Raw genomic sequence first — 25,993 nt, forward strand, 5'->3', positions numbered from 1 at the left:
ATGCAAAGTATCTGTGTTTTTTGGTGGGGGGGTCGTTGGGTCTCACTTCGCTCAACCCAACATACATGTTCAATTATTTTATTGGTAGTAACTTACTTTTTAGGAAGTAGGGTTATTTTGCCAAATACGTCGGCATCTATAAAACCACGATTTCTGTCGCCATTTACTGGTTGTACTTCGTGTGAGCCCATAAAGTGCTCGCGCACGTCACTGCCATCGTTATCGCAATACGCTAACATAAACCCGATTACTTGCTTTTCGCTAAGTGTAAGTGGGGTGTTTTTAGCCCCTTCTTTATAATTATTAGGGTAGAGCTTTATCGCTACTTCCCAGGTGATGTTAAAGGGCGCGGTGGTGTTGCGCTTCCAGTTACTAACTAGGTGGTCGGTATACAAATGGGCTTTTTTATCAGGTCCGTAATCGGCAGCTTGGTTATCAAGGCCAATATGGTACGCCAATGCGGTGTGATTAAATTGATGATTACCACCCGATGCATCGCTATCAATAAATACTTCAAGCGCATCGTCATCCCAATATTTATAGGTTGGATCTGCGTGTGTATCTATTAAAACATCATCCACAATATCGGCTTGTAGGTATAAATAGTTTTGATCCCACAATAAACGATAACGCCCTTTAAAGTCGGCATCGTTTGTTGGCAGTGTGCCATCCATTAAATAAGGCATGTCGTGCCAAGCGGCTTTATCCCATGCGCTTTCTGATACGCCATCAATAGTAATTGGAGTTGAGGTATGTTCAACATCAATAGCCATTGCTGGCGTGCTTAATAAAAAGCTTAAGGCGAGTGCTAATTTTTTCATTAATCTCTCAATTTTATTGTCGATTCGTCTTAATGTAATAACAATCTTAAAACAGCTAAGTGAATAGTTACAGTGAAATACTTTCGCCTTCGTTTAAAATATACAGCGGCACTTTTGAATCCATTTTATTGTACATATGCAATAAGCGAAGTAAGGCTGAATGACTGCTGTGGTCGCCCATTTTCCAACTTGAGTTACCGTATCCCCACGGTATCATTACTTTGCAGTTAAGCTCTTGTGCTGCGTTGAGCGCGTCTTCTGGTGTGGTGTGAACGTAACGATAAAATTTACCACTTTCTTTACTGTAGTAAGAAGCGATTGGCATTAAGCAAATATCGATATCGCCGTATTTTTGCTGTATGTCTTTAAAATGTTTTGAGTAGCCTGTATCGCCTGCAAAAAATAAGGTGCTACCGTTTTGTTCGAGCAGCCAGCCATTCCATAAGTCTTTATTGTTATCTTCGTAAATAAAGGGCACTAATACGCGAGCGCTAAAATGATGAGCTGGCACGGCGTTAATAACTAAGTCGTCAATGTTGGTTGTTGAGTACCACGGCATTTCGCTAATATTAAAACCGCCGGTAGGGAAGTTGTCGGCCATACCGAGTGGTGTTAAATAGCGAGGTTTATTGCCAATGCTTTGTATGTCGGCTTTATTAAAATGATCATAATGAATATGCGAATACATTACCGCATCAATATTTTCCAGTTCTTGCTCACTAGGCCAAGCGCCTGCTTTACGATAAGTGCCACCGCTGAGTTTAAAGCCAAGTGCGACTGGAGAATCAAACTGATTTTTTACCGGATCAAACAGCACACTTTGACCATTTGGTGTGTTAATTACAAAACTAGCGTGGCCAAGCCAGCGCACAGTATAGCCAGTGCTAAGTTGTGGTTTAGTTTGCTGGCCTTGGTACTGGCAGTTTTCGCTGCCGGTTTTGCATAGTAAGTCTGGGTGAGCTGGGTAGCAGTTTTCAGTACAGGTAGTGGGATATGTTTTTTCACCTGTGTATAAATTTTTATAACGGCCGTTCTTATCATTAATAGCAACAACTGAGTCAGAGCTGGTAATACGATTAATATTATTAGGTGCACCGCAGGCCGTTAATATACATAAGAGCATTGTTGCGATTAAAAAGCGTTTCATTGTAAATCCCTTTTAGTATTCCCTTTAACATAAAAAAGCCTGCAGCTAAGCAGGCTTTTTAAAGTAACAAATGATTAGCCAGCGCTGTTCATTTGTTCAATAAATTTATTTGAATCGGCAATCGATTTGTTCATGTCGTTCATCAACAATTGAATATCGCGCTTAAGGTTAGTGAATTCACCTTTAATAGCCGATACCGCTTGTGCATTTAAGTTATGCTTTAAGTATAAAACGTTATCATGAAGCGAGGTTAATACTGGCTCCATTTTACTCTCTGCGCTGCGCATTGAGCGTAATAGCTGATCAAATTGACGCTTAGTCGCGGTTAGCTTTTTGCTGCTTTCACGCTTAAGTGACGCGCTTTTGTATTGCTCTAACTCATCGCTCCACTCATCAAATAGCGCTTCTGCCACGTCTTCTACTTTATTGATGTTAGTTGACACTTCGTTAGCGGCATTTAAGCTCGACTCGTAATCGTCATTTAACTGATTATAAGTGTCTTGTAGTTCGCCACCATTAAAATCGATTAGAGTCGTTAAGCGCTCTAGTGCCGATTTAAATTCTTCTTGTGACTCTTGTTGCGAGTCTTTGGTTTCTTCTACGCGGTCAATAAGAATATCGCGTTTGTGAACACCCACTTTTTCCATCGCAGAATAATAAGCTGATTGGCAGCCAGTTAAAGTAAGTGTTACTACAAGCATTGAAACACTGAGTAATGTTTGTTTTTTCATTTGAATTCCTGTTTACGAGCGTTAGTGCTGTAAATTATGGCGCTGATTGTTATTATAATCAAAACTATATAAGCACAAGTCAATTGTATGAATGATAAGCTCTCACATTACAAACAGCAAGTTAAGTCCTTTATACGCCAGCAGCCTGGTTGGTGGATGCAGTATTTTAATCGTTGTATAGACGATCAGATAACGGTTAATGCAGGTTACCTTGCTTACGTAACCCTTCTTTCTTTAGTGCCATTAATTGCGGTGGGTGTTGCTATATTTTCAGCTTTTCCGGGCTTTGAATCTACTCGCATGGAAATTGAGAGCTTTTTGTTTACCAACTTTGTCCCTACCTCTACCGATGTTATTAGAGAGCATATTAGCTCCTTTGCCGGTAACGCTAATCAAATGACGGCGGTAGGTATTGGCTTTTTAGCTGCAATAGCCTTGCTGTTAATACGTAATGTAGATGCCACACTAAATCGAATTTGGCGAATTAAGAAAAAACGCCCAATGATGATCTCATTTGCTGTGTACTGGATGGTTTTGAGCTTAGGGCCTGTATTACTCGGAGCGAGTATTGGTGTTACCTCTTATATTGTATCTTTGGTATCGTTTGCTGATCAGGGTATTCCTGGGTTTAGCGGGTTTTTGTTAAAGTTATTGCCGTATGGGATTTCGATGGTGGGCTTTATTATGCTCTACACCTTAGTGCCTAATACGCGTGTATCGTTCAGAGCGGCAATACCTGGCGCTTTTTTTGCAGCACTTTTATTTGAGCTGACTAAAAAAGGGTTTGCACTTTATATTAGCCATTTTCCTTCGTACGAAGTTATTTACGGCGCAGTAGCAACCATTCCTATTTTGTTTGTATGGGTGTATTTATCGTGGGTCGTTGTTTTGCTTGGCGCTGAATTTACTGCGTGTATTAGCCCTAATGATATTCCAGAAACACCAGAACTTGAACTAGAAGATGATGAACCAGCAGTAAAGGACACAGTTTAAATGCAAGGTTTAATACAACGCGTAAAGCATGCCAAAGTAGAAATTAACAACCAAGTAGTAGGTGAAATTAGCCAAGGTATATTGTTGTTGCTGGGCGTTGAAAAACACGACGATACGCTAACGGCCGATAAGCTTTTACACAAGGTAAGTAATTATCGTATTTTTACTGACGAAAACGACAAAATGAACTTAAGCCTTAAAGATATTAAAGGTGAGTTACTGGTGGTTTCGCAATTTACGCTAGCGGCTGATACTAAAAAGGGTATGCGCCCTAGCTTTTCATCTGCGGCAACGCCAAGCCAAGCTAATGAGCTTTACGAGTACTTTGTTGCTCAAGCTAAAGAGTTGGGGCTTACAATAGCCACCGGTGAGTTTGGTGCCGATATGCAAGTAAGCTTGTGTAACGATGGGCCCGTTACGTTTAACTTATCTGTTTAAGTTTTTGGTTACCACGACAATATGATTTACATAGCCCGTAATTTTTTGCGGGCTAACATTACAACCAAATACATCGAGTAATAGCTGCTGAAGTTGCTTTAATTGCGACTCATGCTGCGATAAAAAGTTAATAAATAGCACACCGTTGTTATTTAAAGCCGAGTAAATTTTTTTATAAAATGCCTCTTCAAATAAAAATCGAGGTGCATCTATCTGGCTAAACAAATCTAAAATAATCCAATCAATATTTTGCGCACTTTTTAAAATCTGTTGCGCATCGGCGCAAAGCAGTTGCTCATTTTTATTTGACGAAAAAAATTGGGTATAGCAATCAATAATATCGGCGTTTTTTTCAACCGATGTTATTTGTGCTTTAGGGTATTTGTATTGTAAATAATTACGAATTGCTCCGCCGCCGAGGCCGAGTTCTAACACTTTTTGTGGCGGCTTAAGAGCCTGCCAATGCTTACCTAGGCATAATAAATGTGGAAAAAGTAATAAATCCGGGTTATTTAAATCAATAACAGATTGAAGAGTGTCGTTAATCAGTAACCAGCGTAACGGCTCGTGCTCACGTACTTGAATGTGATCGCCACTGCATTTATGCCAATAGATTAACTGACCAATGCTGTGGCTATTTTCAATAAATTGATCGCCCAGCAAACCCGTCAGTGAATTTATATAATTGATTTTTTCCATCATATTCTCAGCATAAACTAGCAACGTTAAAGCGCAATGGCCTTTGCCATTATTTTTTACGTTATTTTACAGCCATCACCAAAGTCGTATTTGCAGTTTTTTTAAGATGGAGTATGGTATTTGCCATAAATAATACCAACGGACTTAATTATTTAAGCTTTTTAGTTTGGTAGATAATCAATACTATTAGTATAGCGCCGTAGCCTTTTTTGACTTTTATTTACGGCTTATATAACAACAGGAGTATGTATGTTTCAGGTAAGCACCCCACAAAGTAGCGAAGATTGGCAAGCGTATTACCAATTGCGTTGGCAGGTATTACGCGCGCCTTGGGGGGAGCCACGTGGCTCTGAACAAGACGATATGGAACAAGACTCTGAGCACCGCTTTATAAAAAATAAAGAAGGCGAAGTGCTAGGTGTAGCACGTTTGCACTTTAACAATCATGAGCAAGCACAAGTGCGCTATATGGCGGTTGCAGAGGGTAATCGTAACCAGCATATTGGTAGTCGCTTACTGCACGAGCTTGAAAAAATTGCATGGGTTCAAAACGCAGGCGAGCTTGTATTGTTTGCACGCGAACGAGCGCTTGAATTTTATAAACGCCACGGTTACGAATTAAAAGAAAAAGCGCACTTAGCGTATGGCGATGTTCAACACTTTAAAATGGTAAAGCAAAAACCGTCTGAGCCAGGTTGGTTTCGTCACCCTAATTGGACGCAAGTACTACAAAATACGTGGCGTGAGTCTATTCCAATTAGTGACGCGATGGGTATTAAGGTAGAAAGCTATACCGATTGGCAATTTACAACCAGCGCCGACCTAGACGCTAACTTAAACCTACATAACACTATGTTTGCAGGTTCTATTTATAGCTTGGCCACGCTAACAGGTTGGGGCGCTACGTACTTAGCACTTAAAGAAGCTGGGCTTGAAGGTAATATTGTATTAGCCGATGCTAACATTAAGTACTTAAAACCACTTACTACCGACCCACGTGGTTGTGTTGATATACAAACCTGTAAGGGCAAGTTAAGCGATTTAGAAACCGATGGTAAAGCATGTTACGTAGTGCCAGTAACTATTTACGATGGTGATAACGTGGTTGCAGAATTTGAAGGGCAGTTTGTAGTAAAAAAATAACTGTTTAGCTGTTCAAAACACAAAAAAGCCAAGCAATACTTGGCTTTTTTGTGCGTAAAACTTAAGGAAGTATTACAGCAAATCGGTTAATAATATACCGACACCAATACGTTCTACATCCGCATTGTAATCAATTAAGCTTTCGCCATAACCGTTAAAGTATTGTGCATAACCACGAACGCGACCCCATAACGGAAATGACCAGTCGAGCTGAATTGCACCACGATTATCTGAATTTAAATTGTTACGCGTCATAAAGCTAAATTCATGGTCATGAAAACGATACGCGCCGCTAAATTCAAAGTAACCCATGTATTTGTATATGTCTGGGTTGTCGTCGCCATTGGCTTCTAAAATATCTTCTTTTTCGTCCTCAGCTATTCGGTACCAAGGTTTAAAGCTAAAAACAAAGCCTCTATTTTCCCAAATAAAGTCTGCGTAAATACGGTTCCACGAACGCGAGTTTGGTTGGCTTCGACCGTTTGATTGGTGCGAAATACCTAATGCGATTGCCATTTCGTCGCCCCATAATACGTTTTCTGGGTCGAGGTAATTTATCCAAAATATCTCTGGTTCGTAGTTTGTTTCACGAAATGGAGACGAAATTTCTGAGTTATAAATCTGCCAATATGATTGCAGTGTAAAGCCAAAAAATATGGCTTGGTCTTTATCCGAAAAATCATCGTAAAGAGGCACTTTTATCGATAGCTGATATTTGGCTTCTAGATTGTCGAGCGGTTCGCCGTCGCTATCATCTGTTAGTGCATCAAAACCATCAAAAGGGCGATCGTTTGGGTGTGATACGTACGAAAGCGGTAAAATATAGTTACGCTTATGTGGCGTAATTACATTTCTATTTTTTTTACCTACTTCTTCACGGGCTTGGCGTTTATCAAGCGCGGTAAGTTGTTTATTTTCTTCAAGAGCTGAACACTTTTTACGAAGGTCGTCTAATGTCTGTTTACCATCTCCGCCAATTACCTCATTTAAAATACACTGTTTTACAAGCTCGATGTCGTTGTCTTGCTCGTTTGTAGCAACTTCTTCTTCTTGTGCGAAGGTAGCGGTACTAATTAAAGCAGAAAGAGTTATCCAGTGGCGCCAGCTCATTGTAATTCCTTGTGAGTTTGGGTTGTTGTATGCGTTAATTTAATTATAACGTCTTTTTACATATGTAACGGTGAACTTTTACTGAATTTGTATTTATAACAAGGTTTATACGTATACAGAGTAAATATAGATCAAAAGAAAAGCGGCCTAAGCCGCTTTTCTAATGCAAATTAACTATTTTAGTTAATTTATACCAATTTTATTAAAAACATGATCATTCTAGCGTATTAAATAACTCACTAACTACGTTAAAAATTATTTATATAGAACAACTATGTACCATAATTTTAGCCTTGTTATTAAGCTATTTCCTTATCGCTATAATAGATCACTAATTTAATGCAATTGGTATTACTCTCACGCAATGAGAAGGGTGAGCTAAAGCTCAAATATGTTAGTAAAAAACTTATAAAGCTCGGTACCTTGATTAACACTCGCTGAGGCAAAGTGCAAAATAGCAATTGCATCGCAATCAAGAGTAAGTGTTTGCAATGGTTGCTCACTTAAGTAGCGCTCCATGCGTAAAATATTGGCAATAGGCTCACCAGCTTTAATGTGCCCGCCAAGTGGGGCTAAGTATTCAACCATGCCGCCAATAGGGGCGTAATAAGCAAAGTAGTCATCTAAATTACATGCATAACGAGTCATATTAGCTGGCGTATGCGGTGCGTTTTGTAATACGCCTTTGTGATTTAAGTAACTTAAAATGCTGTTTGCATCGTTTAATGCTTCTTTTAAGTCTATTTTTTCTTGGCTGCCTAGCTCTACAGTAAATGCTTCTACAGGTATTGATAATTCGCGACCTTGTCCGCTAAGTGCATCACTTAAATGCCACCATGGGCAAAAGTTAGCTTCATCCATAGCGCCGTCAAAATCACTAGGAATAAGCAATACATGTTCAATATTAAAGTAACGTGCGCTGTCGGTTGCATAGGTTGGGCAGTACAGATGCTTGCTTGAAATAGGGCCTGTGTGTAAATCGAGTACTATATCAGCCTGATGAGCGAGCTTTTGTAAGTTAAGCGCAATGCGTTTACCCGTATTGAGTAAATAAGCAGGGCCGTTAAGTTTGCTGTCTACTTCGTCAATAAGTGCCTGTTTGAAGTTACTTTTTAATGTAGCGTCGTCATACTGAGTATGATTTTGTGCAAACTGTGCCACTAAATTTTTATTGTAGTGATACATGCGATTCCAATTAGTGCCCGTAATCGGATCGAACCTGCCAAGGGTAAACTCGCCAGATTTTTGATTACAGCCAATCGGATTTGCATAAGGTACAAGGGTAATATCGCCACTAAGGTTAAGGTGTTTTAATTGCTCAAGCAGCTGAAAAATAACTGCGTTACCTTGCACTTCAGCGCCATGCATATTGGCCTGAATGTAAACACTTGGCCCTGTGCCATCACCTTTTAAACGATACACAGGAATTGTAAGTGGTAAGCCGTTTGCAACTTCCCCTACTACAATGTTCTCTTGGCTAATGTGTGTTGTATTACTCATACTTGTTACCTTAAATAATGGCTGGCATTTTCGGCTTGGCGAACACAGGTAAGTGTACCGTTTTGCAAGGTGTACTCAGCAGCTAGCTCATGGCATAAAAAATACGGCATACTTTCGGTAAAGCCGTAAGCACCGCATTGGCTAAACACTAGCCAGTCGTGCTCATTTAAATCGCTTGGTAAGTTATGTTCACCCAAGCAATCAAGCGCTGTACAAAGTGGGCCATATAAAGTGACTGCTTGAGTTTTAGCACTGGATTCACGCAGTAATGCAGCAGGAAAGTCCTGGCTGGTAACAGCAGGGCGTAATAAGTGATTTATACCGCCGCTTAAAATTACTTGTTCTTGATTGTAGTTTTGTTTGCGCTCTACTACTGGGTTTGCGTAATGACCGCATTCGCCAACGGCATAGCGACCAAGTTCCATCCATAGCTCTTCTACACCCGCATCATTTTTAATTTTAGCGAGCGCAGCAATTAAGTCATCCCAATCAAGTGTTGCTTCGTTTTGTGTATAAGGAATACCTAAACCGCCGCCTAAATCGAGAATTTTAAGGCTAATATTTAAATCGCTGGCAAGTTGGCTAAGAGGTGCAATCATTTGTGACCACAAGTCGCTTAGTTTTTGAGTGCTAAGCATGTTGCCCCACTGAAAAATATGCAGGCCGTCAAATTTAAGCGCAGGGTAGTCAGCTACATTGAGTGCTTGCCACTCATTACGACCCAAACCAAACGGCGTAAGGCTGTCGCCGCCCAGTGGGTTTTTTTCACCTTCAGGCCAGCGTAATTGTACACGCAGTAATACTTGTAACTGCGTGTTTTGTAGTTGCGCTTGTTGGTTTAACCAACGTACTTGATTGAGGCTTTCTGCTACGAATATACGCACGCCGCGCTCAATAAAGTGTTTTATTTGTTTAGGGCTTTTTGCAGGCCCTGTGTTGAGCACGCGCTGCGAGCTAATACCTTGTGCTAGTACTTGCTCAAGCTCACCTTTACTTGCTACGTCAAAATTAAAGCCAGCACTGTCTAAGCTTTGAATAATTTTAGACAGTGGGTTTGCTTTTACCGCGTACCACAGCTTTACATCGGTTTGCGCAACTAAACGCGCAAGATGCGTGTTTAGTTGATCTAGGTCGTAAACAAAAAAAGGTGTATCAAGTTGTTGTGTAATAGTATTTACAGCGGTTTTGATAGGCGTGCTCAAAAAGCTCATTATCGTAAAACCTCTTCAAGCAATAACGATGCATCGCTTTTCTCGTCGCGGTACTTAACTATTAACGCACACGACATGCTTAGGCCTTGCTCGCGCGCCCATTCGTTTGATGCAGGGCGAGAGCCCGGTATTACAATCGCGTACTCTGGGATTGGCTCGCCTTTATCTAGTTGGCGCTCGTTTACGCAGTCGTATACTGGAATAGTTGCTGATAAACGCACGCCAGGGGCAAGTACTGCGCCTTTTTTAATGACTACGCCTTCAACAATAATACAGCCTGCACCAATAAATGCGTCATCTTCAACCACTACTGGGCTTGCACCAATTGGCTCAAGTACACCACCAAGCTGAACTGCAGCACTTAAATGTACGTTTTTACCTACTTGTGCACAAGAACCCACCAATGCGTGGCTATCTACCATTGTGCCTTCGTCGATATATGCGCCAATGTTTACATACGCTGGTGGCATAATAATCGTGCCTTTAGCAACATAAGCACCACGGCGAACACTTGAGCCACCTGGTACCATACGGACGCCATCATCAGTACTAAATTCTTGCGGAGCTAGGTTATGTTTATCAACAAAGCCGCCTGCAAATTCAGTATTAGTGCCATTTTTGAAGGCTTCTAAAATGCCTTGCTTTACTTCTACGTTAGCTTGCCATTGGCCGCTTTCGTTTTGTGATGCAGCGCGTACTGCGCCCGATTCTAAATTATTTAATAGTTCTAACCAGCTCATTATAAAAACCTGTATTTAATGCCAAGATAAAATGGTGTTGTTTGCAGTTGTAATGCAATCGGTTTGAGTTAACTCAAGATGTGTTAAAGGTGGACGAAGTTGCGGGCTGCTTAAGCGGCCTTGCAAATGCATCAGTACCTTTACGGGAATAGGGTTTGCGACAGCAAATAGGCTATTAATAGCGCTTGACCACTGGGCAAATAAATTAGGGTGTTGACCACTTAAACTGCGCTTAACAAACTCGTGAGTTTGTTCAGGCCATGCGTTTGCAGCTACCGACACCAAACCTTTTGCGCCAGCTTGAGCAAAATAAGGCATTAGCGCATCGTCGCCACTAAAAATAGCTAAATTAGGCGCCGCTTGGCGGTAAGCTTCAAACTGAGCAATACTGCCGCTCGCTTCTTTTAACGCCCATAAATTTTTATTGTTTTGTAAGTTTTGAATTGTTGCCGCTGGGATGCTAACAGCGCTTCGACCGGGTACGTTATAAAGCATACATGGATGAGCGCTTGCATTTAGTAGGCTTTCAAACCAATGAGTTTGACCTATAGCGCCAGGCTTTGCGTAAAGCGGTGAGCCAAGTAAAAAGCTATGAATTGGGAGTGTATTACAGTAGTTAACCCACTCAATTTGTTGCTTTAAGTTACTACCGCCCACAGCTACCATGAGTGGTACTGTTGGTTTTAGCTGGCATACGTGCTCAACAATGGCTTGTTGCTCTTTTAGCGTTAGTGCTAAACCTTCGCCCGTACTGCCAAGTAGCAAAATACCGTTATGTGCCGCTTCTTGATCGCTAACCAACTTAGTTAACGTGTTGTAGTCAACATCGCCGTGTTGATCAAATGGCGTTACGAGCGCGGTCCACAGTGAGTAGTCGTTTAAATTGAAGTTGTTGATCATCTCTCACGAACTTATAATTTGTACCAACTTTATTAAAAACGTGATCATTTAAGCGATAACTAATTTAATGCAATTGGTATTATTCGAAGAGTCAAAAAGCTTTATGGAAGGAGCCGCATTAACGTCGTTCGAACTAATAATTCGAAGAGCGAATGGGCTTAAAATAATAGGGCGCACGGCCTTAATATTTAAGACCAGAAGCTCTCCACCAAACTAACAAGCTGCTTTTTATAAGCAGCTATTGGTGACAGTCGCTAGGGTTCAACCTAGTCGCCCGAAATAAACACCTCGCAAAAGTGGTTACTTCTCGGCGTTAATTCCCCTCACGTATGCTTGCTGGAGTTTGCGCTCCTAACATACGCTACCTGAATAACGCACCTCTTCTAGCCCTTTGCACCTGTTTGTAGAGTAAAACTTACAAACCTGTGCAATTTAAATAGGGTAATTACGGCGATTAAAGCATTTTAGCCGTCTAGGTGTCAAGCGACTAAATACAGATTAATTCATCGAAAAGAGGGGTGGTTACGTATTAGGTGCTTTTCTCGTACACTAGCAATATAAGTAGTGAGGTATTTAATTAGTATGGAAAAATTTAGCGATATTTATAAGCGAGCGGTAGAGCGAAAAGGCTCTGAAAAAATGCTTAAGTTATTACTTGCAAAACCGCTATCTAAAAAACAACTAAGCACGTTAAGTGACGACGATTGGCTTGAAGAATTTACTCGAAAAGTATTTCAAAGCGGCTTTTATTGGTCAGTCATAAATAATAAGTGGCCGGGCTTTAGAGAGGTTTTTTGGGATTTTAGCGTTGATAAGTTATTAATGATGCCACCCGATATGCTGGAGCAAAAAGCAACGGATGAGCGCATTGTTCGTAACTATAAAAAAGTAAAAACAATTACCGAAAATGCTTACATGATCCACGAAATAGCAGGGGAACATGGCAGTTTTAGCCAGTTTATCGCTAATTGGCCGACAGACGATATTATTGGTTTGTGGGCATATTTAAAAAAGCATGGTTCGCGTTTAGGCGGAAATACAGGGCCTTATGCGCTGCGAGCACTTGGTAAAGATACATTTTTACTATCACGCGATGTAGAGAATTATTTGCGTGCCCATAAAATTATAGACGGCGGCTTACAAACTAAAAAGTCACTAAATGCAGCCCAAGCTTTTTTTAACGAAATGCAAGAGCAAAGTGGCTTAAGTATGCAAGAGTTAAGCTTAATTGTTGCTTATGGCGTAGGTGACAACCGTGTTGGTATAAGTCAGCAACAATAGGAATTACAATGAAATTAGTGCCAAGATACACAGATGTTGCAGAAAACTTCGCGATAGAAGATTTCCCTGCAAGTGTCGCCTCTCCTCAGTTATTGCTGTGGAACGAGAGTTTAGCAAAAGAGTTTAATATTAACGTTGCGGCTGATTTACGTGCCAGCACTTTTAGCGGTAACGAAAAACAGGCGATTCCTGCAGTAGCACTTGGTTACTCTGGGCACCAATTTGGACATTTTTCACCACGCTTAGGCGATGGACGAGCGCACTTACTGGGCGCTATTAGTGATGATGAAAACCAGTTATGGGATATTCAATTAAAAGGCTCTGGTGCTACTCCTTACTCAAGAGGTGGGGATGGACGTTGTGCTCTTGGTCCTGCTATTCGTGAATACGTAATGAGCGAAGCAATGCATGCACTGGGAGTTAAAACCACACGCTGCTTAGCGGTTGTTGGTAGTGGTGAAACGGTTTATCGTAATCCGCCACAAGCAGGGGCTATCGTTACGCGTGTAGCAACGAGTCATATTCGTGTTGGCTCGTTTCAATATTTAGCGACGCAAGGCGATGTTGAAGGGCTTAAAAATTTAGCCGATTTAGCTATAGAGCGACACTACCCAGAAATAACCGATACAGGTTCGCAGCGATACTTAGCATTTTTAGGCGCTGTGATTAAAAACCAAGTTAAGCTAGTTGTGAGCTGGATGCGTGTTGGCTTTATTCACGGAGTAATGAATACAGATAATACGCTAGTTAGCGGAGAGACTATTGATTACGGCCCGTGTGCCATGATGAATAGCTTTGATTTTGATACCGTATTTAGCTCTATAGACAAACAAGGCCGCTATGCATTCGGTAATCAACCTAATATAGCTAACTGGAACTGCGCACGCTTAGCTGAGAGTTTAATACCGCTTATTAGCGATGATGACGAGCAAGCAGTTTTATTAATGACGCCATTTATTAATAGTTTTGCTGAGCAGTTTAATGCTGAGTTTACGGCTATGTGGGCACAAAAACTGGGTTTAACTGAATCTAGCGATAGTAGTGGCGAGTTAATAGCAGAGCTGTTAACGCTATTAAAAGATAATCAGCTCGACTACACCAATACCTTTGATGCGCTTACTGAATCCTTAAAAGGAGAAAAAAGCGTACCTGAGTCGCTAATTGAATGGAGAGCTAAGTGGGTAAGTTTAACTGACGATAATAGTTATGAAGTAATGAGAGCGGTAAATCCTCGTGTAATACCGCGTAATCATGTGATCGAAGAAATAATTGCACAATATAACGCTACAGGATCCAGCGAGTTGCTACAGCGCTTTATAAAAATAGCCAGCAATCCATATTCTAACTGTGAAGAGTTATCAGAGTTTTGCTCTCCACCGACGAATGATAATGACTACCAGACTTTTTGTGGTACTTAATACTTAACTTTAAATATAACCACATGATTAAAAAGAGTCATTTTTTAATCAAACATGCGCATATACCTAGGGGAATGCTAATTCTGGTGGTATTATGCGCACAATTAAAACCAAGCAATATTTCTTTGCATTTATAAGTGCATTTAATTTAATTGCTCTTACATTCCTTGCTAAGTACTAATTTACAAAAAACTACTACATTTATTTTTCAATAAAGTTTTAATTTCGCCTATAGTAAGTGGATGTGTGTTGCGACAAGGCATAGAAAAAAGTAATAAACTTTATTTTTCGTTAAGTATTGATTAACAAAGGCTCAGTTAGTCTATATAAAACTGATTGAGCTAGTATCGATTAGCTACAATTTAAAATTGTTCAAATGGGAAGAAAACAATGAAATTAAAATCACTTACAATTGCAATCGCGTTGGCTGCAACTAGCGCATCTACATTCGCTGCTGATAAAGAAGAAGGTTTCTACATTGGCGCATTTGGCGACTACTATGACGCATCTTGGAAAAACATGCGTGACCAAGCTGGTCTTGACGTAAACGAATCAACTGGCTGGGGTGTTGAAGCTGGTTACCGTTTCAGTGATTACTGGAGCGCACGTCTTGAATATGCAGACATGGATTTTAATGCTTTTGATAAAGTTGCTGGCAACCGTAACAATATTGATGGCGAGCGTTACGGTATTGATGCTCTTTACCATTTAGACGGCGGTCCTTTCTATGGTCTTTTCGGTATTAAAGAAATTGACGTAGTTGATGACAACACATTCTTAAATGCAGGTGTTGGTTACCAACATTTCATTACAGATGGCTTATTTGTAAATGCTGAAACAGCTGTATACCAAGGTCTTGACCGTGGTTACACAGATGTTGGTGCTAAAATTGGTATTAACTACTTATTTGGCCAAAACTCTGCTCCTGTAGAGCCAGTAAAACCAGCTCCAGAGCCTAAAGTAGTTGAAGTAGCTGTAGCTCCTGTAGACAGCGATAACGATAACATTCCTGATGCAGATGATAAGTGTGCTAACACACCTATGACTGATGCTGTGGATGGTACTGGTTGTACTTTATATGAAGATAAAGAAGTAACAGTAAGCTTATTAGTGACTTTCCCTAACAATGCTTCTGCAGTATCTACTCAATACTTAAATGATATTGAAAAAGTATCTGCATTCTTAAAAGAGTACCCAGATACAACAGTACTATTAGAAGGTCACACTTCTGCTGTAGGTAAAGCAACTTACAACAAATGGTTATCTAAAAAACGTGCTGATGCTGTAGCTAAGCAACTTGTTGCTGATGGTATTGCTGAAGACCGTATTACTACAGTTGGTTTAGGTGAAGAGCGTCTTAAAAATGATGCAAACACTAAAGCTGCAAACGCAGAAAACCGTCGTGTAGAAGCGCATATCAAAACTATCAAAAACGTTAAAGTTTTACGTTAATTAAATAGTTTGTAATAAAAACCCAGCCAAGTGCTGGGTTTTTTTATGCCTGTAATAAATTAATATTAGTTAATGGTAATGATTCTTACTTAATAAGTATTCATGAAAATAGTTTTTACTACAACCACTATTCATAGTATTTATAATCGGTATAATCAGTTGCGCAACTGGATGGATTTTCATCTATCCATAAAAGCTTTATAATTACGCGTTAGAATACTATAAGTATTGGGTAACTTATTTGCGCCCAAAGCGCTACCGGATACTTTCACGTCACCAAGAGGGCAATATTGTGCTACAAGAATATCGTAAACACGTAGAAGAACGTGCCGCGTTAGGTATCGTACCAGCGCCATTAGATGCTCAGCAAACTGCTGATCTTATTGAATTAATAAAAAACCCACCTGCAGGTGAAGAAGAATTCATTTTAGATTTGTTCATTCAGCGTATACCAGCTGGTGTTGATGATGCTGCTTATATCAAAGCGGGATTTTTAGCAGCTGTAGCTAAAGGTGAAGCTAATTCTCCACTTGTTTCTAAAGAAAAAGCGGCAGAATTATTAGGTACAATGCTGGGCGGTTACAATATCGCGCCAATGATTGACCTACTTGATGACGAAACACTTGCACCAATCGTAGTTAAAGGCCTTTCAAATACATTACTTATGTTTGATGCGTTCTACGATGTTGAAGAAAAAGCAAAAGCGGGTAATACATTCGCTAAGCAAATTATTGAGTCTTGGGCAAATGCAGAATGGTTTACTAATAAGCCAGCTGTTGCTGAAAAGATCTCAGTTACTGTATTTAAAGTAACTGGCGAGACAAATACTGATGACTTATCACCAGCACCAGATGCATGGTCTCGTCCAGATATCCCACTTCATGCTTTAGCAATGCTAAAAATTGAACGTGATGGAATTACACCAGACAAGCCAGGCGAAGTAGGTCCAATCTCTCAGCTTGAAGAATTAAAAACTAAAGGCTTACCACTTGCATATGTAGGTGATGTTGTTGGTACTGGTTCTTCTCGTAAGTCTGCAACTAACTCTGTACTTTGGTTCATGGGCGATGATATCCCATTCGTACCAAACAAGCGTGTTGGCGGTGTATGTCTAGGTAATAAAATTGCTCCAATCTTCTTCAATACAATGGAAGATTCAGGTGCATTACCAATCGAATTAAATGTTGATGAGCTTAACATGGGTGAGCAAATCGATATTTACCCGTACGAAGGTGTTGTTAAGAGCCACGGTACTGACAAAGTAATCTCAACTTTTGAACTTAAATCTGATGTAATTTTAGATGAAGTTCGTGCTGGTGGTCGTATACCACTTATCATTGGTCGTGGTTTAACTGATAAAGCACGTACATCACTTGGCCTAGGTCCAACTGATGTATTTAAAGTACCAACAGTGACAGAAGTGTCTGAAAAAGGCTTCACACTAGCGCAAAAAATGGTTGGTAAAGCGTGTAACGTTCCAGGTATTCGCCCAGGCCAATACTGTGAACCTAAAATGACAACTGTTGGCTCGCAAGATACAACAGGTCCTATGACACGTGACGAACTTAAAGACTTAGCATGTTTAGGTTTTTCTGCAGATTTAACAATGCAGTCTTTCTGTCATACGTCGGCTTACCCTAAACCAATCGATGTAAACACTCACCATACGCTTCCTGATTTCATCATGAACCGTGGCGGTGTGTCACTTCGCCCAGGTGATGGTGTAATTCACTCATGGTTAAACCGTATGTTATTACCAGATACTGTAGGTACTGGTGGTGATTCACATACACGTTTCCCATTAGGTATTTCATTCCCAGCAGGTTCGGGTGCAGTAGCATTCGCAGCAGCTACAGGTGTTATGCCTCTTGATATGCCTGAGTCAATTTTGGTTCGCTTTAAAGGTGAAATGCAACCAGGTATCACTTTACGTGACCTTGTACATGCAATCCCTTACTTCGGTATTAAAGAAGGTTTATTAACAGTTGAGAAAAAAGGTAAAATTAACGAATTCTCTGGTCGTGTACTAGAAATTGAAGGCGTTGAACACCTAACTGTTGAGCAAGCGTTTGAACTATCAGATGCATCTGCAGAGCGTTCTGCAGCAGGTTGTGCGGTTAAACTTTCTAAAGAGTCTATCGCAGAATACCTAGAATCAAACATTGTTATGCTTAAATGGATGATCTCTGAAGGTTACGGCGATGTACGTACTATTGAGCGTCGTATTACTGCAATGCAAGATTGGTTAGCTAACCCAGAACTAATGGAAGCTGACGCTGATGCAGAGTACAAACATGTACTTGAAATCGATTTAGCAGACATTAAAGAGCCAATCCTTTGTGCTCCAAATGACCCAGATGATGCACGTTTATTATCTGATGTTACTGGCGAGAAAATCGACGAAGTATTCATCGGTTCTTGTATGACTAACATCGGTCACTTCCGCGCAGCAGGTAAGTTACTAGATGGCTTTAAAGGTCGTATCCCAACTCAGCTTTGGGTTGCCCCGCCAACTAAGATGGATAAAGATCAGCTTACAGACGAAGGTTACTACGGTATCTTTGGTCGTGTAGGTGCACGTATCGAAACTCCAGGTTGTTCACTATGTATGGGTAACCAAGCACGCGTTGCAGACAAAGCAACGGTTGTGTCTACCTCTACACGTAACTTCCCTAACCGTTTAGGTAATGGCGCGAACGTATTCTTAGCTTCAGCAGAACTTGCTGCAGTAGCGGCTATTTTAGGTAAACTACCTACTCCAGCTGAGTACCAAGAATACGCAGCGAAGATTAATGCAACGGCTGCAGATACTTACCGTTACTTAAACTTCCACCGTATGCCTGCTTACACTAAAAAAGCAGACAACGTGATTATTCAACAAGCTGTATAACTTTTAGAGTTTGTTTAAAAACCCGCTTCGGCGGGTTTTTTATTGGCTAAAACAAATATTAGATAGTTCATGCTTCTTTTTTTATATTATTGTATTAACTCTAGTCTTAAATTGCTTTTAAAGTAATTAATCGCGCAAAAATTCCTATCAAAATGCATTAAAATCCTTATCAATATTCTCATTATTTTAGGCGAGATTTTATGACAGCATTAAACAACCAGAATTTATTGCAACTACGTTTTGTTAACCAAGCAAATATTGATTTGGTTAAACCTTCTTTTGATAACCTTCCTGCAAACCTTTATGCAGATGGTGCCTTTCGTAAACGTCGTTATTCAGTAGTAAAAATGCAAAATGGTGAAATAAAGCTACAGCAAGCCAAAGCATTTGTTCAAGATGATTCAATTAATACTTTTCAAGGCAATGTAGAGCGTACTTACGAAAATTTAGAGCAAAGTTTACTTGAGTCAGAGGGCATGAAAAGCATTGTAAATGAGTTTCGCCAACTTACCGGTATTGATGAGCAGCGTGATATTGAAATTCATCAGTTCCGCATGCTTGCCATTGATAGCGATACACCTGCAGCGCCAGAAGGCGTGCATCAAGATGGTTTTGACCATGTATGTATATGCGGTGTTTCTCACGAGAACTTAGAAGGTGGCGAACTGCTTGTATACGAAAACAAGCAAGCTGAGCCTTGTTTTAAAATGGAAATAAAAGACGGCATGTTTGCATTAATAAACGACCGTCAAGTGTGGCATAACGCAACACCTATGAACAAAATTGATGCTAGCAAACCAGGTTACCTGGATTGTTTTGTATTAACGTCTTAAGGAAGTTAAGCATGAACATAACGCAATTACGTGAGCAGTTTCCAGCATTAATGCAGAACGTTGATGGTAAATCGCCAATATTTTTAGACGGACCAGGTGGCTCGCAGGTACCAACATCGGTGCTTACTGCGATGACAGCTTATTTAGGTCATTATAATTCGAACTTAGGTGGCGCGTTTTTTTCAAGTGATAAAACGGTTGAGTTGATGGCGAATGCGCGCCAAGCCGCCGCTGACTTACTTAATGCACCTAGCTCACAACAAATTGTGTTTGGTCCAAACATGACCAGCCTTACGTTTAGTTTTAGCCGTGCAATTTCACGCGACTGGCAGGCTGGCGATGAAATAATTGTAACCAATGCCGATCACTTCTCGAATGTATCGTCGTGGCAACAAGCTGCAGAAGATAAAGACGTTAAAGTTAATACGGCTTTAATTAACGAAGCTGATTGCAGCTTAGATATGGCGCAATTTGAAAGCTTATTAAACAGCAACACTAAGCTTGTAGCGGTCACTTACGCTTCAAATACCACAGGTTCAATTAATAATATTAAACGTATTGTTGAGCTTGCTCACGCTGTAGGTGCACTTGTTTATGTTGATGCCGTACATTATGCACCGCACGAACTTGTTGACGTGCAAGCACTTGATTGCGACTTCTTAGCGTGCTCTGCGTATAAGTTTTTTGGCCCGCATTTAGGTATGGTTTACGGTAAAAAAGAACATTTAGACGGGTTTACGCCTTACAAGGTTGAGCCAGCTAAAGACGTAGCACCAGGTCGCTGGGAAACCGGCACGCAAAGCTTTGAAGCAATGGCTGGTTTTATCGCAGCTGTTGATTACATTGCGGCGATTAGCGAGCTTGACGATAGCCATTCACGCCGCGAAAAGTTAAGCGTTGCTTTTGCTAAAACTAAGCAGCACGAAATGGCGCTTAGCGAACACTTTTTAACGCGCTTGGTTAATTATCCACGTATTAAGTCATTTGGTATTGATGATTTTGATCGCCTTAATGAGCGTACACCTACTTTTGCTTTAATTTTTGAAGGGCTTGAGCCACGCGCCGTTTCAGAATTTCTAGGTAAGCAGCATATTTGCGTGTGGGATGGTAATTTTTACGCGCAAGGGTTGTGCAAGCAATTAGATGTGCTTGATAAAGGCGGCGTAGTGCGCATTGGTTGTATGCACTACAACACCATTGAAGAGCTAGATCAGTTGTTTAATTTATTTGATGAACTGCTTGGTTAAATAATACTGATTTTGGTGCGCTAACTCTTAGGCGCACCATATATTTGTTCTGCACGGTTAAACAATACCCACGAGGTTAAAATATACTTATCGTTTGATACTGGCTTATTGCCTCTATGAGTATGTGTAAAGTAGCCAGGTGCTATTACCATAGTGCCTTTTTGAGGAGCGATTTTACGGTTTTGATAATAAAACTCTGTTTCACCACCTTCTTCTACATCGTTTAAGTAAAACATAAATAACAACACGCGATGCAAAGCTTCATTGTGCTGTAGCTGCGGATAAACTTCACTGTGCCAGTAAGGGTAGCCACCTTTGTTTACTTCGTATTTTTGCGCTTGAATGTTACCGAGTCTAAAAATTTGCTGAACTAAAACGGGTAATTGCGGTTTACCCACTTCTTCAAAATTCTCTTGGGTTAAATCGACTACTTCGCCTGTTTTTGGATGATAAACCTTTAAGCCAAATGCCCCAATCATCATAAAAATATGCTCTTCAACATACTTAAAAACATGCTGTGCAGTCGTTTGTTGTATATGTTTTAATTGTTGTGCATATTCGGGGTGATTATTTAAGTGTAGGTCGTGGCTGTCTTTTTTCTTTAAGTCGACACCGCCCGATGTTACCCCTTGTCTTACATGCGGGCTTTGCGCGAATGTGGAAATAAATTCATCGCAAAACTCATCGCTTAATGCGTTATTAATAACGCGTATAAAGTCCGTCATGGTTTACCTTTATATAATTATTATTGGATTTTTATGTTTATTGAAAAAGTGATGCCGCGCTTTAGCGAAACAGATGCACTCGGACACATCAACAATACCGTACTCCCTGTATGGTTTGAAGTCGCGCGTGGACCTATTTTTAAGTTTTTTACACCGGACTTAAATCCACATGATTGGAAATTGATTATCGCCAAAGTTGAAGTGTCGTTTGTGGGCGAATTATTTTATGGCCACGAAGTGACCGTAAAAACCTCTGTAGAGCATATAGGCACTAGCTCTTTTACACTTAGGCAAGAAGCATGGCAACACGATAAATGCTGCGCAATAGGAAAAGCTGTGATGGTGAGGTACGATTTTATTGCTAAATCAAAGCAAGCGCTTAGCATTGACGAAAAAGCGGCGCTTAACGAGCATATTTACCAAGGGAGTTAACCTTACAAAGCTTATATTTTATATAAGCTCATGCTGAGCTGGATTAGTGTAAATAAATAATGGCAGCTGGAATACCTATCCTCAATAATACTTAATCAATTTGAGGGATTAAATCTGACGATAACTGCGTTAAAAATTTCTGATATAGAACAACTAAATAACGAAATTTTTGCCTTGTTATCAACACGATTTTCTTTCCTCAAAATAGATCACTTAATTAAGTGAAGAGGTATAAATTTTTGTCGAGAAATTTTAACGTATTTAGATTGAGTTGCAGGCTCCAATTATATACTATTTATATTATATATTGTTGCGCCGTTATAACAGGAAATGTTAATTCGGTAATTTGATTGGAGTATGCGTGTGACATCTATTGCCAGTAACCAGCCTTTACAAGTTATTCAGCTCAGTGATGGTGAGAATTTAACAGCTGAAATTTTACCGTTTGGCGCAATAATAAAAAGCATTAAATTTAAAAAACAAGAAATGACGCTTAGCGTCGATGACCCTCAATACTATCTTGAAAACCCATTTTACTTAGGCGCTACAGTAGGTCGATACGCTAATCGTATTGCAAAGGGGCGTTTTAGCTTATCTGGTACGCAGTATCAATTAGAGGCAAATAACGGTCCTAATAGCCTACATGGCGGTGTTAAAGGTTTTAATAAAGTACTTTGGCAAGTAACCAAACAAACTGAAAGTGAAGTTGAGCTTTATTATTGCTCGCCCGACGGCGAACAAGGTTTCCCCGGTGAGTTGCAGGTTTGGCAAACTATTAGCGCTAAAAACGGCGAGCTTACTCTGCACTTTAAAGCGCTAACCAATAAAGAAACGCTCGTTAACTTTACTAACCATTGCTACTTTAATCTTGATGGCAGCTCATCAATTAATGAGCATCTTGTTCAAATTAATACCGATCGTTACCTTCCTATTGATACAACTAGTATTCCACTTAATGAAGCCGCTTTAGTTTGCGGTACCTGCTTTGACTTTACTAAGCCAGCTCAAGTTGGTGAGGCCTTAAGCGCCGTTCATCCTCAGCTAGAAGCTGGAAATGGCTTTGATCACTGCTATATTTTTAATGATGACAGCAGTTTAAAGACGATGGCTACATTAACTTCGCCACACACGAACGTTAGTTTAACCCTTAAAAGTACGCAGCCAGGCATGCAGCTTTATACCGCAAACTTTGTTGGTTCGCCTTTTAAAGCACGGCAAGCTTTGTGTTTTGAAGCGCAAAATTGGCCAGATGCGCCAAATCGTGAAAATTTTCCAAAGGCTAATTTATTGCCAGCAGAGAAATACGAACAGGTTATTATTTACTCTTTTTCTGAGTGAATACAGTTCTTTAATGTTAATTAAAAGAAAACCAAAAGAAAATATACGGTAATTGAATGCTATCCATAATTAAGGAAAAGGTTGCACTTTTTGCCGGTTTAAAGTATTTATAATATAAATAGTATTTGAAACTATACGCACTACCACAACGACACAACGACTACACACAATCAGGAGTTTTTAAAAAATGGTAATTAACAATAAGTTATCGTTCAACAAGAAAACCGCGCTCAGTATTGCTATCACTGGTATATTGGCAAGCGGAAGCGTTGCAGCTCAAGGCGCTGAAGGCAATACGCCTACAGTAGTAAATGAAGATGTTGAAGTTATCGCAGTAACGGGTATCCGCAGCAGCTTACGTTCATCAATGTTAGATAAAAAAGCATCTAATGTTGTTACAGACGGGATTAAAGCAGAAGATCTTGGTAAATTTCCTGATTTAAACGTAGCAGAGTCTCTGCAACGTATTACAGGTGTAGCAATTGACCGTAGTGGTGGTGAAGGCCAAGCGGTAACTATTCGTGGTTTTGGTCCACAATTTAATACTGTACTTGTTAATGGTCGTCAAATTGCGACAGACAGTGCAGGTCGTGAATTTAATTTTGATGTATTAGCAGCAGATCAAATCACCGGTGCTGATATTTATAAAAGTAATACTGCAACGCTTCAAGAAGGCGGCATTGGTGGTACGGTTAACGTAACTACAGCACGCCCTTTTGATTTTGGTGGTTTACATATTTTAGGTTCAGTTAAAGGTATGTACGAAAGCCTTTCTGAAGAAGTATCTCCATCAACATCATTCTTAATAAGTAATACGTTTAACGATGACAAGCTAGGTGTGCTTTTTGCCATCACTAATCAACAACGTAAACTTCAAAATAACCAAATTTTAACGGCAGGTTGGCGCGGTGGCCAAACAATATCTAACCCAACTGATGGTGTATTGTTTGAAAATGCCTACATTCCACGTAACTGGGACCAAGTAGTTGATGAGCAAGACCGTGAACGTACAAACGCAAGTTTAGTACTTCAATATGCACCATCTGACGATGTTACGATTACGGTTGATGGAATAATTTCAAAATTTGAAGTTGATTCGTCAGTGCGTGATTTAGCATCTTGGTTCGAACCAGACCGTGTAGGCAGCGCAACAATTGATGCTGAAACGGGTACGCTTTTAACTTTCTCTCAAGAAGTTGGCTTAGGCGCACCAAGTGGCGACCCTGCAAGCGACTTTGTATCACATACACGTAACTCACGTGACGTAACTAATAAAGCATTTGGTATTAATGTTGACTGGCAAGTAAACGAGTCACTAAAAGCAAAATTTGATGTATCTCGCTCAACAGCTGAAAACGACCGTGCAGGTAATGATCGTTTTAACGTAGTGGGTATTATTAACAGCTATACTTTTGACGGTACAGGCAGCATTCCTACCGTACAGCATGATGGCTTTGAAAATGGTTCATTGCCAGATCCAAGCCTAGCGCGTCTTCACTACAACGAAATTGGTAATCAATTTACTGATGAAGATGAAATCACTGAAGTAAAAGCCGATTTTGAATACGTGCCAGATAAAGGCCCAGTAGAGCGTATTAACTTTGGTGCTTATCGCCAAGAGCGTGAAAAATCAAGCTTCCAAGTATTTGGTAGCCAATGTCAATTTTGTGGTTACGGTACACAAGCACCGCTTGATGAAATTGATTTTGAAGCATACACAGCGAGTAATTACTTCCCTGGTTTGATCGATACATTTTATAGCTACGATGGCGATAAAATGCTTGATTACTTAGCCGATCAAGGTTTCCCAGTAGAGCCAACGCTACAAAATAACCGTTACACAATTAACGAAGACATCACTAGTTTATACATGGACTTTACGCTTGGTTTTGATTTAGCTGATATGCCAGTAACCGTTAATATGGGTGCTCGTTACTCAGAAACTGATATTGAAGTTGCTGCAATACAAAGCTTTATTAGCGATGTAGTTCCAACTTCAGATGCGACATTGTTTGCTAACGTATTTGGCCCTGCGACTAATATTGAACAAGGTACTAGCTACTCAAACTTACTACCGTCTTTCAACGTTAAGCTTGAGCTACAAGATAATATGATTTTACGTTTTGCCGCGTACGATAGTATTACTCGTCCAACTATGTCTCAGTTATCTCCTGCGACAAACTTTAACGAACCACGTCGTCAAAACTTAACGGCAAGTGGTGGCAATCCAGCACTTAAACCATTCCAATCAGAAAACTGGGATATCTCTTACGAGTGGTACTACAACGATGCTAACTTATTTAGCTTTGCAGTATTTAGTAAAGAAGTTGACGACTTTATTGTTACGTTAACGGGTGCAGAAACATACGAAATGTCTGACCGTTCAGGTCCTGATTTTGCGTGTACTACATGTACAGACCAAACAGATGACGAACTTATTGGTAGCTCAGAAGTTTACACTGTAAGCCGTCCTCAAAATGGTGAGTCTGCAACCGTAACAGGCTTCGAAGTGGGTGTTACTCACATGTTTGAAAATGGCTTTGGCTTTATTGCCAATGCGACTGTTGTGAATAGCGACATTAGTGTAGGTGATGATACAACTCAAACATTTGCACTTGAAGGTTTGGGCGATTCACAAAACTTAGTATTGTTTTATGAGCAAGACAACTGGCAAGCACGTGTTGCATTTAACAACCGTGAAGGCTTTTTACGCTTAGTTGATAACGGCTTCAATGGTGAACCAGTGAACGTAGAAACGTACGGCCAGTGGGATATTAGTGCAAGCTACGATATTAACGAAAACTTCACTATTTTTGCAGAAGGCATCAATATCACTGAAGAAGAGTTAGTACAAACAGGTCGTTTTGCTAACCAAATTTATTCAGTGGAAGATAATGGCTCACGTTACGCGTTTGGTATTCGCGGATCGTTTTAATTAATGTTT

22 protein-coding genes and 1 riboswitch are annotated in these 25,993 nt (G+C 40.2%); of the genes, 12 read left to right on the plus strand and 10 right to left on the minus strand.

Going from position 1 to position 25,993, the window contains the following annotated elements; translation table 11 throughout:
• Positions 1-92: 92 nt before the first annotated feature.
• From H5157_RS12450 to H5157_RS12460, 3 genes are all read right to left on the minus strand, one after another.
• On the minus strand, positions 93-821 hold the full coding sequence (locus H5157_RS12450) for a CBM9 family sugar-binding protein (protein ID WP_182696282.1): 729 nt from the start codon (positions 819-821) through the stop codon (positions 93-95).
• A gap of 67 nt (positions 822-888) precedes the next feature.
• Complete coding sequence (locus H5157_RS12455) at positions 889-1,968, minus strand: MBL fold metallo-hydrolase (RefSeq protein ID WP_182724789.1); 1,080 nt, start codon at positions 1,966-1,968, stop codon at positions 889-891.
• Between the two features lie 74 nt (positions 1,969-2,042).
• Positions 2,043-2,699 carry a DUF2959 domain-containing protein gene (locus H5157_RS12460; RefSeq protein WP_002961128.1) on the minus strand — a complete coding sequence of 219 codons (657 nt, stop codon included), beginning with the start codon at positions 2,697-2,699 and terminating at the stop codon, positions 2,043-2,045.
• An 87-nt stretch (positions 2,700-2,786) separates the two neighbouring features.
• Here H5157_RS12460 and H5157_RS12465 point away from each other — a divergent pair, with 87 nt between their 5' ends.
• Positions 2,787-3,692: a virulence factor BrkB family protein gene (locus tag H5157_RS12465; protein WP_002961130.1), complete on the plus strand. Its 906-nt coding sequence runs from the start codon at positions 2,787-2,789 to the stop codon at positions 3,690-3,692.
• Positions 3,693-4,130, plus strand: a complete 438-nt coding sequence (dtd, locus tag H5157_RS12470; protein WP_182724790.1) for a D-aminoacyl-tRNA deacylase — start codon at positions 3,693-3,695, stop codon at positions 4,128-4,130.
• Here the strand turns inward: dtd and H5157_RS12475 are convergent.
• Entirely contained in the window at positions 4,119-4,832 is a 714-nt protein-coding gene (locus H5157_RS12475; protein WP_024597210.1) for a spermidine synthase, read from the minus strand. The genes dtd and H5157_RS12475 overlap by 12 nt on opposite strands.
• Positions 4,833-5,078: 246 nt before the next feature.
• Here H5157_RS12475 and H5157_RS12480 point away from each other — a divergent pair, with 246 nt between their 5' ends.
• Entirely contained in the window at positions 5,079-5,972 is an 894-nt protein-coding gene (locus H5157_RS12480; protein ID WP_182724791.1) for a bifunctional GNAT family N-acetyltransferase/hotdog fold thioesterase, read from the plus strand.
• 72 nt (positions 5,973-6,044) lie between these two features.
• Here the strand turns inward: H5157_RS12480 and H5157_RS12485 are convergent, their stop codons facing one another.
• From H5157_RS12485 to dapA, 5 genes are all read right to left on the minus strand, one after another.
• Positions 6,045-7,082, minus strand: coding sequence for a phospholipase A (locus H5157_RS12485; protein WP_024597211.1), 1,038 nt, complete (start codon positions 7,080-7,082; stop codon positions 6,045-6,047).
• Positions 7,083-7,460: 378 nt separating this feature from the next.
• A complete protein-coding gene (locus tag H5157_RS12490) occupies positions 7,461-8,582 on the minus strand; it encodes a succinylglutamate desuccinylase/aspartoacylase family protein (protein ID WP_165723667.1) in 1,122 nt (373 codons plus the stop codon).
• A gap of 5 nt (positions 8,583-8,587) precedes the next feature.
• Entirely contained in the window at positions 8,588-9,793 is a 1,206-nt protein-coding gene (locus tag H5157_RS12495; protein WP_182724792.1) for a PLP-dependent decarboxylase, read from the minus strand.
• Positions 9,793-10,533 (minus strand): 2,3,4,5-tetrahydropyridine-2,6-dicarboxylate N-succinyltransferase, encoded by a 741-nt coding sequence (locus tag H5157_RS12500; RefSeq protein ID WP_002958799.1) that lies wholly within the window; start codon positions 10,531-10,533, stop codon positions 9,793-9,795. The genes H5157_RS12495 and H5157_RS12500 overlap by 1 nt, the downstream gene beginning before the upstream one ends.
• 15 nt (positions 10,534-10,548) lie before the next feature.
• Positions 10,549-11,433 carry a 4-hydroxy-tetrahydrodipicolinate synthase gene (gene dapA / locus H5157_RS12505; RefSeq protein WP_002958800.1) on the minus strand — a complete coding sequence of 295 codons (885 nt, stop codon included), beginning with the start codon at positions 11,431-11,433 and terminating at the stop codon, positions 10,549-10,551.
• A 190-nt stretch (positions 11,434-11,623) separates the two neighbouring features.
• A riboswitch (Lysine riboswitch) is annotated at positions 11,624-11,824 on the minus strand.
• Positions 11,825-12,015: 191 nt separating this feature from the next.
• On the opposite strand from dapA, the gene H5157_RS12510 reads away from it, so the two are divergent.
• The 6 genes from H5157_RS12510 (at position 12,016) to H5157_RS12535 (ending at position 20,554) form a co-directional block, all read left to right on the plus strand.
• Positions 12,016-12,714, plus strand: a complete 699-nt coding sequence (locus H5157_RS12510) for a DNA-3-methyladenine glycosylase I (RefSeq protein ID WP_182712468.1) — start codon at positions 12,016-12,018, stop codon at positions 12,712-12,714.
• A gap of 8 nt (positions 12,715-12,722) precedes the next feature.
• Entirely contained in the window at positions 12,723-14,132 is a 1,410-nt protein-coding gene (locus H5157_RS12515) for a YdiU family protein (RefSeq protein ID WP_182724793.1), read from the plus strand.
• 390 nt (positions 14,133-14,522) lie between these two features.
• Complete coding sequence (locus tag H5157_RS12520; protein ID WP_154903746.1) at positions 14,523-15,584, plus strand: OmpA family protein; 1,062 nt, start codon at positions 14,523-14,525, stop codon at positions 15,582-15,584.
• Positions 15,585-15,876: 292 nt separating this feature from the next.
• Positions 15,877-18,474 (plus strand): bifunctional aconitate hydratase 2/2-methylisocitrate dehydratase, encoded by a 2,598-nt coding sequence (gene acnB, locus H5157_RS12525; protein WP_039488618.1) that lies wholly within the window; start codon positions 15,877-15,879, stop codon positions 18,472-18,474.
• Positions 18,475-18,674: 200 nt separating this feature from the next.
• Positions 18,675-19,307 (plus strand): 2OG-Fe dioxygenase family protein, encoded by a 633-nt coding sequence (locus H5157_RS12530; protein ID WP_002958808.1) that lies wholly within the window; start codon positions 18,675-18,677, stop codon positions 19,305-19,307.
• An 11-nt stretch (positions 19,308-19,318) separates the two neighbouring features.
• Positions 19,319-20,554 carry a cysteine desulfurase-like protein gene (locus tag H5157_RS12535; RefSeq protein WP_182724794.1) on the plus strand — a complete coding sequence of 412 codons (1,236 nt, stop codon included), beginning with the start codon at positions 19,319-19,321 and terminating at the stop codon, positions 20,552-20,554.
• A gap of 20 nt (positions 20,555-20,574) precedes the next feature.
• Here the strand turns inward: H5157_RS12535 and H5157_RS12540 are convergent, their stop codons facing one another.
• Positions 20,575-21,279 carry a 2OG-Fe(II) oxygenase gene (locus H5157_RS12540; protein ID WP_182720176.1) on the minus strand — a complete coding sequence of 235 codons (705 nt, stop codon included), beginning with the start codon at positions 21,277-21,279 and terminating at the stop codon, positions 20,575-20,577.
• Positions 21,280-21,312: 33 nt separating this feature from the next.
• Between H5157_RS12540 and H5157_RS12545 the strand changes: the two genes are divergently transcribed.
• The 3 genes from H5157_RS12545 (at position 21,313) to H5157_RS12555 (ending at position 25,984) form a co-directional block, all read left to right on the plus strand.
• Positions 21,313-21,711 carry a thioesterase family protein gene (locus H5157_RS12545; RefSeq protein WP_002958811.1) on the plus strand — a complete coding sequence of 133 codons (399 nt, stop codon included), beginning with the start codon at positions 21,313-21,315 and terminating at the stop codon, positions 21,709-21,711.
• Between the two features lie 363 nt (positions 21,712-22,074).
• Positions 22,075-23,049 carry an aldose epimerase family protein gene (locus H5157_RS12550; RefSeq protein ID WP_182724795.1) on the plus strand — a complete coding sequence of 325 codons (975 nt, stop codon included), beginning with the start codon at positions 22,075-22,077 and terminating at the stop codon, positions 23,047-23,049.
• 187 nt (positions 23,050-23,236) lie between these two features.
• Positions 23,237-25,984, plus strand: coding sequence for a TonB-dependent receptor (locus tag H5157_RS12555; protein WP_182724796.1), 2,748 nt, complete (start codon positions 23,237-23,239; stop codon positions 25,982-25,984).
• The last annotated feature ends 9 nt before the right edge of the window (positions 25,985-25,993 follow it).

It is taken from the genome of Pseudoalteromonas sp. SG43-3, from assembly GCF_014164385.1.
GTDB lineage: Bacteria > Pseudomonadota > Gammaproteobacteria > Enterobacterales > Alteromonadaceae > Pseudoalteromonas > Pseudoalteromonas distincta.